The organism is Flavobacterium sp. FPG59, from assembly GCF_002150205.1.
In the GTDB taxonomy this organism is placed as follows: domain Bacteria; phylum Bacteroidota; class Bacteroidia; order Flavobacteriales; family Flavobacteriaceae; genus Flavobacterium.
The window spans coordinates 20,230-27,419 of the sequence record NZ_MTCA01000019.1; the positions used below are offsets into that span (position 1 = coordinate 20,230).

At 34.9% G+C, this 7,190-nt stretch carries 8 protein-coding genes and 1 pseudogene; 3 read left to right on the plus strand and 6 right to left on the minus strand.

Going from position 1 to position 7,190, the window contains the following annotated elements; translation table 11 throughout:
• Positions 1–9: 9 nt before the first annotated feature.
• From FPG59_RS03690 to FPG59_RS03700, 3 genes and pseudogenes are all read right to left on the minus strand, one after another.
• Positions 10–870: a YicC/YloC family endoribonuclease gene (locus tag FPG59_RS03690; RefSeq protein WP_086453270.1), complete on the minus strand. Its 861-nt coding sequence runs from the start codon at positions 868–870 to the stop codon at positions 10–12.
• 173 nt (positions 871–1,043) lie between these two features.
• On the minus strand, positions 1,044–1,925 hold the full coding sequence (locus FPG59_RS03695) for a DMT family transporter (protein WP_086453271.1): 882 nt from the start codon (positions 1,923–1,925) through the stop codon (positions 1,044–1,046).
• Positions 1,918–2,273, minus strand: a pseudogene (locus FPG59_RS03700) (arsenate reductase family protein). The gene FPG59_RS03695 and the pseudogene FPG59_RS03700 overlap by 8 nt, the downstream one beginning before the upstream one ends.
• A gap of 76 nt (positions 2,274–2,349) precedes the next feature.
• Between FPG59_RS03700 and FPG59_RS03705 the strand changes: the two are divergent.
• Positions 2,350–2,805: a DinB family protein gene (locus tag FPG59_RS03705; protein ID WP_086453279.1), complete on the plus strand. Its 456-nt coding sequence runs from the start codon at positions 2,350–2,352 to the stop codon at positions 2,803–2,805.
• A 38-nt stretch (positions 2,806–2,843) separates the two neighbouring features.
• The gene (locus FPG59_RS03710) at positions 2,844–3,302 is read left to right on the plus strand and encodes a DinB family protein (RefSeq protein WP_176330686.1); all 459 of its coding nucleotides are present in this window, start codon (positions 2,844–2,846) and stop codon (positions 3,300–3,302) included.
• 235 nt (positions 3,303–3,537) lie between these two features.
• On the opposite strand, the gene FPG59_RS03715 is transcribed toward FPG59_RS03710, so the two are convergent.
• Both FPG59_RS03715 and FPG59_RS03720 read right to left on the minus strand, forming a co-directional pair.
• On the minus strand, positions 3,538–3,993 hold the full coding sequence (locus FPG59_RS03715; RefSeq protein WP_140344585.1) for a hypothetical protein: 456 nt from the start codon (positions 3,991–3,993) through the stop codon (positions 3,538–3,540).
• 104 nt (positions 3,994–4,097) lie between these two features.
• A complete protein-coding gene (locus FPG59_RS03720) occupies positions 4,098–4,841 on the minus strand; it encodes a DUF3298 and DUF4163 domain-containing protein (protein ID WP_086453274.1) in 744 nt (247 codons plus the stop codon).
• A 101-nt stretch (positions 4,842–4,942) separates the two neighbouring features.
• On the opposite strand from FPG59_RS03720, the gene FPG59_RS03725 reads away from it, so the two are divergent.
• On the plus strand, positions 4,943–6,088 hold the full coding sequence (locus FPG59_RS03725; protein WP_086453275.1) for a cystathionine gamma-synthase: 1,146 nt from the start codon (positions 4,943–4,945) through the stop codon (positions 6,086–6,088).
• A gap of 68 nt (positions 6,089–6,156) precedes the next feature.
• On the opposite strand, the gene FPG59_RS03730 is transcribed toward FPG59_RS03725, so the two are convergent.
• Complete coding sequence (locus tag FPG59_RS03730) at positions 6,157–6,960, minus strand: glutamate dehydrogenase (RefSeq protein WP_086453276.1); 804 nt, start codon at positions 6,958–6,960, stop codon at positions 6,157–6,159.
• Positions 6,961–7,190: the final 230 nt, after the last annotated feature.

Here is a 7,190-nt window from a genome sequence, read left to right on the forward strand (position 1 = left end):
TTTAATTATCTAGAGCACATTCAATACCTGTTCCTTAATTTTCTCCAATTCGTCTTTCATTTGAACGACTAATTTTTGCATTTGTGCGTGATTTGATTTGGACCCCATCGTGTTGATTTCACGTCCCATTTCTTGAGTGATAAAACCTAATTTTCTACCGTTAGCTTCGGTTCCATTGATGGTTTCCAAGAAATAATCGAGGTGATTCGTCAAACGCACTTTTTCTTCGGTGATGTCTAGTTTCTCTAAGTAGTAAATCAATTCTTGTTCAAATCGATTCTCATCTACATTCACTTTCAATTCGGCAATAGCAGTTTGCAAACGATCTTTTATGGCTTGCACACGTTCTGGATCAAGCGCCAAAGCTTCTGTCATGTATTGACGAATATTTCCAATACGCAATTGGAATTCTTTTTCAAGTGACATACCTTCATCTCTTCTAAAATTCAAGATGTTTTGCAACGCCTCTTCAATAACGGTTTGAATTTGAATCCAATCGTTTTCGTCAATTTCTTCGCGTTCTATTTTCATGGCGTCTGGCATTCTAATAGCCATTTTCATCAACTCTGTTTCGTATCCTTCGTTACAAATTTCTTTAAGTTGATCCATATATGCTTTCACAATCGGTACGTTGACTTTGGTAGAAGTTTGTTCAGCAGTACTTTCTATAAAAACAGAAAAATCTACTTTTCCGCGTTCGAGTTTCAGCGCAATTTGGTTGCGCAAACCCAGTTCCATTTCGCGGTACAGCGAAGGCATGCGAACATTTAAATCCAAACCTTTACTGTTCAAGGATTTTACTTCGACTGTTATTTTTTTGGTTGGTAGTTGCAAAGTCGCTTTACCAAAACCGGTCATTGATTGTATCATATCGTTTTATAAAAAGAGCTCAAAGATAAGGAAAAACTTTTTCAGTCTCAGTCTCAGTTTTTAGTGTGTAGTTTGCAGTATTTAGTCATCGTTTTCAGTTTCAGTTTTCAGCAATCAAATTCGTAACCAAATCTCATTATTGTAGACTACTTTTTGCAAGTTCCTACTGTAAACTAGTTCTTTTTCATCGTCACCAAATAAACGCCAATAAAAATCAAAACTGCCGAACCAATTTTTACCAAACTCAACTCATCCTTACCCAAACTGATGGCAAAAATGGTTGCAAATAAAGGTTGTAAATAAATAAAAACGGCCACGGTTGTTGGTTTTAATTCTTTCATCGAAAGCAAATTCAATAAATAGGTGAAGAAAGTCGAAAAAATCACCACAAATCCTATTTTCCATCCAATAGCCGCGGGTACTGCTATCCAATCAACGGCTTGAAATTGGCTCCAGCCAAAAGGCAAAACCATTAAAAAACCAAACAAATAAATCCATTTTACAAACGTAAAAGCATTGTATTTATCCATCAATTTTTTGACTACAATAAGATAGAATCCATACGAAATGGCATTTACTAAAACCAGAAAATTCCCCAATCCAGCATTGGTAGCATTACCAAAAGATTTGCCGTATAAAATTAAAAAAGCAGTTCCTATAAGTCCTAGGATGATTCCAAAAACTTTTCTCTTTTGCATGCGTTCCTTCATGATAATGGCCGAAAGTGTCAATACAATCATTGGGGTTGATACCATAATTACCGCTGCACTTATGGGCGATGTCAAGCTTAATCCTTTAAAGAAAGTAAGCATATTAAAGGCCACACCAAAAAAAGCTGCCGCTATAATTCGAGGGAAATCACCAATCTCAATTTTTTCCTTTGGCATAAAAAGCCAAACCAACCAAAATAAAATCACCGAACCTCCTACACGCAGCAAAATAAAACCATACGCATCAATGTACGCCGGCATAACATCCTTTGCAATGGTAAAAGTTACACCATAAATAATGGAGACCAGTGTAGCGCCAATGAGCGCTAGATTTCTTTTAGACATGGGCAAGAGCAAGATTTACTTGATGCATGTTTTGCTGGCTGTTGCCAATGTAGATTTTGTCTTTGATAAGAAATACTGGACGACTCAAAAACGTATAATGTTCTAGAATGTATTTTTTGTAATCGTCTTCGGTTAAGGATTTGTTTTTCAAATCCATTGATTTGTAAAGCTGTGCTTTTTTACTAAAAGTGCTTCGTAACTACCCGCAAGTTCGCGCATTTGTTCTAATTCTTCTAGCGTAATGGGGTCTTGTTTGATGTCATGAAATTTAAAATCATGTTCTTTAGGTAATGATTTTATAATTTTTCTGCATGTGTCGCAGGAGGCGAGATAGTATATTTTGTCCATGGGTAGCATAATTTCTTTGTGCAAAGAAAATTCATTTGATACTGAAAATGATTATTTTTATAGAAAAAATAAAAAAATGCATCAAACATTTGATATTGCCAAAGCAAGTAGAAAAGTGTTGTCACAATTTCTGGAAAACTATACTTTGGAACAACTTAATAAAATAGCTCCGGGATTTAACAACAATTTAATTTGGAATATCGCCCATATTGTGGTTACACAACAAAGGTTAGTTTATAAATTTTCGGGGGTGCCTATGATTATTTCTGACGAATTATTTGAAAAATATAAAGGTGGAACCAAGCCACTTCAAGATGTTACACAAGCTGAGGTTGAGGAAATCAAGTCATTGCTTTTTGAAACTATAAATCAAACCGAAGCTGATTTTAATAATAAATTTTTTAAAGAATACCAGGAATATACTACTTCAATAGGTCTGACTATTAAAAACATTGAAGATGCATTATCTTTTAATAACTATCATGAGGCGCTACACATGGGCATCATTATGAGTATTAGAAAGTTTGTATAAGTCAAAAAATGATTATTTTTATAGAAAAAATAAAAATCATGAAGCAATTATTTGATGTAGCTACAACCAGTAGAAAAATGATTTCGAAATTCTTTGACGGCTATTCGCTGGATCAATTGAATGCCATACCGCAGGGATGCAGCAATAATTTAATCTGGAACATTGGGCACATTATTGTCTCCCAGCAAATGCTAGTATACAAACTTTCGGGTTTACCTATGTTAGTTTCAGAGGAATTGGTGGAGAAGTATAAAAAAGGAACCCGCCCAGAAAGAGATGTTACACAAGCCGAAGTAGACGAAATTAAGGCCTTATTGTTTACAACTATAGCGCAAACCCAACTGGATTATGAGCAGAACAAGTTTGTTACTTACATGGAGTACACCACCTCTACCGGTGATCACGTCCTGCAAAATGCCGAAGATGCCATGGCTTTCAGTAATTTTCATGAAGGCTTACATATAGGCAACATGCTCATCATTCGAAAGTTTATCTAGGAGCCATATCCCGCCATTCGTTTCATCTCTGGCCCAAAACCCTTTTTTTCTAAGGCATAAAAGGAGCTTCCTGCGGTCGCTCTTTTCTACCAAGAAAAAATAGGCTTTTGGGCCAGAGGATTTTCACTGCTGTCGGGGCTAGGGGGACTTTTCTTTTGAGATGTAACGTTATAAAAAAGATAATATTTGAACTAAATATGATGTCGATTACCTTTTAATGAATATTTATCTTGATTTATTCAGTGTATTTTATTTCACTATATTTTCTAAAATACAATTTAGTTCCTAAGGTAAGTACAGTTATACTAGCTAACCAAATGAAGTACCCTAATTCTACGGATAAAATTTTACCAGAAGTGCCGCTTTCTGAAGCTAGAACTGAATTCCAAGAATAAAATGATATAGCTAAAATCAAAGCTGTAAAATTAAATTTTGAGGCTAGATTTTTGTCCATAATTAAACAAAAAATAGATATTAAGCATAAAGGATTAGCCAACCAGATTAACCATTCTAAAGTGCCACCTCCCAAAATTGCAAGGCTCCCTGTTACAAAGCACGATAAAGAAGACATCATTTTTACACCTTGGTATTCATACGAAAATGCATCGAAAGTGAGGGAGGTTAAAAATATTGACAAACTTAATATGATTAATAGTACCTTGAAAATGTTTTTATTTATATTTTTCTTCACTTTTTATTGACTTATAATTTGAAATACAAAGTTTTAAATAATTTTTTAAAAATTTGTAAAGCCTTGAATTTTATAGCGCAACAATTATCTTAGACTTAAAACAACTATTTAATCTTTAAAAAATAATTTATATCAGCGTACCCCAGCAATAATTCTTTTGGTCCATCGGCATAGGATGCTGCTTCGTAGGAGTTGTAATAAAGTAGTAATCCTTTCTCTGTGTAAAAAATATTTTGAGGAAGCGCAAATTTATCCTCTTCAAACATCAGTCCTGTAGCGTTTATAGATGCTGTACTTGGGATTTTGTATTTGGCTCTGAATTTCTTTTCGGCGAAAGCCATAAAAGCAGCTTTATCCTTAAAAATAGCTTCGTTTGTAATAGTCTTACCTGTTGATGGATCAAACAATAAAGAACGCAAACCTTGGTAGCCATGAGCACCTCCCGTATAGGTGTAATGATTGATTTCTAGATTCAAAATCCCTTCTGATTGGTACCCTACTTTTCCCGTTACAGTAGCCTCCCAGCCAATAGTTTCACTAGGAAAATCTTTGTGTAATTTCTCGTAGGAGTCAATAAATGCAGTGGTTAAATCTTTATAATTTGTTGCGGCATATGGCTTTTCACCAAAGTAAACAATCTCTTTCAATACCGAAAACACTTTTTTGTTAATACTATCGGCTTCCACAGAATTGCCCTGTGCAACTGGAATTTTGATACTGATTTTAGGGCAGTTTTCTTGGCATGCAATCTTCGATTTTTTTTCGAAAGAAACAGAAGTAAAGTGAAGTTCCTTTGTACAACTAGTTAAAAAAAGGAATAGTATTCCAAAAACGAAATAAGGTTTCATTTGTAATTTGTTAATTATATACAAAGGTATCAACTTGTAGCTTGGTTAAAATAAATTAAAGGGTAAATTTGTGAAACATTTAGGTAATAAAATCAAACGATATGAAATTCAATACAAAGGTAATCCACGGTGGGCAACACCATGATCCAAGTACAGGAGCAGTTATGCCGCCAGTATATCAAACATCAACATTTGTACAAACCAGCCCAGGGCAGCCATTAAATCCAGACTATGAATACAGTAGGGCTGCAAATCCTACCAGAAGCGCTCTTGAAAACGCTTTGGCAAGTATTGAGAACGGAACTCGTGGATTGGCTTTTTCATCAGGATTAGCGGCTACTGATTGTGTGTTGCGATCTTTTAAAGCAGGAGATGAAATCATTGCTATGGATGATTTATATGGAGGAACGTACCGCATGTTTACACGTATTTATAAAGATTCAGGAATAAAATTCCATTTTGTGGACATGAATGACTTGGAAAAATTCAAGTCGTTAATTAATGAAAACACAAAGATGGTTTGGGTAGAAACGCCTACAAATCCTTTGATGAAACTAGCCGATATTCAAGAAATTGCAAAAATCACCAAGGAAAACAACATTCTTTTTGCAGTTGATAACACCTTTGCAACGCCGTATTTGCAAAAACCACTAGACCTAGGAGCTGATATTGTAATGCATTCTGCTACCAAATATTTAGGTGGACACTCTGATGTTATTGCGGGAGCTTTGATTGTAAAAGATGAAGCGCTAGGAGCACAATTGCATTTTCAACAATTTGCTACCGGAGCTACACTTGGACCCATGGATAGTTTTTTAGTGCTTAGAGGAATAAAAACGTTACACTTGCGCGTACAAAGACATTGTGAAAATGGAGCTAAGGTGGTGGAGTTTTTAAACAATCATCCAAAAGTAAAAAAAGTATATTATCCTGGATTACCGAGTCATCCCTATCATGAAATTGCCAAAAAACAAATGAGTGGTTTTGGTGGAATGGTATCTTTTACATTTGTATCGGGTAAAAAAGAAGATGCCATTGACTTTTTAGAAAAAGTTAAGGTATTTACTCTCGCCGAATCTCTTGGTGGCGTAGAGTCTTTAGCCAATCATCCAGCGTTGATGACACACGCATCTATCCCTGAAGATAAACGTAAGGAAATTGGAATTACGGATGATTTGGTTCGTTTAAGCGTAGGTATCGAGGATGCGGATGATTTAATCGAAGATTTGAAACAAGCATTGGCCTAATAAAACAAACCCCAAAACAGAAAAAAATGTTTTGGGGTTTATTTTTATAAGCATATTGGTTTTGCTAATTAATCTAAATAATGAATGTATCCTACATTAAACCAAACCAGCCAATCATTAGCTTTATTTTCTTTATAAATTTTTGGGTTAGGATTAAGCCCGTCAACCCAGTTGGAGAAATAATATTGAAATCGTAAATCAACCATCAAATCACCAGAATCGGTTAATTTATATCGAGTTCCAACGCTTGATACAACAGACCAAACGGTACCTTGTTCTGATGAAAAACCGTAAGGACGTCCTTCAGATGGTGTTAGGTATTTTGGGAATGTAGTTGCAGCATTTCCTAGCGGTCCTAATGAAGATTCAGCTTTGGCGTTGTAGGCACTAAACTGGCCACCTAAACTGATAAAAGGAGCAAAACTGCCAGTTTCAGCTGTAAAATCTCGGATGTTCCAAGGGTAAAATTCAAGTTGCATCCCAAGGTTTGCCACCGCAGTACTTCCAGTCATGGCGCGTAATTGTTGAGCTCCAAGTGAATTTTTACTCGGGTCAACATATTCTCCAAAATGCTTTAAATTTGTTTTATTATAAGACAACTCAGTCCTAAGCTTGAAATGCTGGTTAAAATAAGTTCTTGAAGTATAATTATAATTCTTGTCATAGGTAAAGTTCAGGTAATGAACTAACCCAATACCAATACCGGTGTTACCAGCATTTGTTGAAAAATCATATCGCTCACCATAATCAGACTGGAAAGCAACAGGGCCTACAATTATCCCAACTTCGTGCGAAAAACCGTCGAATTGAGCATTTGAATTGTTAGAAAATCCAAATATCAGTGCTAAAAGTGGTATTATGTGTCTGGCCATTAGGAGCTAGTGTTTTCAAATCTTCACAAATATATAAAAACATCGAGTATTAAGAAAAAGAAAAACGAATTAAAAATAAGCAGACAAAATCTTATTTACTTACGAAAGTGTTAAACATTAGCTTCAAAACAACATATCTTGAACATAATTGTTTGTTAATGCATAATAAAAAGATAATTCTATTGATAAATTTTAAAAACTGAGTTCGAATATTTTTATAAGATGTATAT

Bases quoted from the DNA above. Each gene is read 5' to 3' on its own strand.
- FPG59_RS03690 (WP_086453270.1), bottom strand. From the start codon at position 870: ATGATACAATCAATGACCGGTTTTGGTAAAGCGACTTTGCAACTACCA.
- FPG59_RS03695 (WP_086453271.1), bottom strand. From the start codon at position 1,925: ATGTCTAAAAGAAATCTAGCGCTCATTGGCGCTACACTGGTCTCCATT.
- FPG59_RS03705 (WP_086453279.1), top strand. From the start codon at position 2,350: ATGCATCAAACATTTGATATTGCCAAAGCAAGTAGAAAAGTGTTGTCA.
- FPG59_RS03710 (WP_176330686.1), top strand. From the start codon at position 2,844: ATGAAGCAATTATTTGATGTAGCTACAACCAGTAGAAAAATGATTTCG.
- FPG59_RS03720 (WP_086453274.1), bottom strand. From the start codon at position 4,841: ATGAAACCTTATTTCGTTTTTGGAATACTATTCCTTTTTTTAACTAGT.
- FPG59_RS03725 (WP_086453275.1), top strand. From the start codon at position 4,943: ATGAAATTCAATACAAAGGTAATCCACGGTGGGCAACACCATGATCCA.
- FPG59_RS03730 (WP_086453276.1), bottom strand. From the start codon at position 6,960: ATGGCCAGACACATAATACCACTTTTAGCACTGATATTTGGATTTTCT.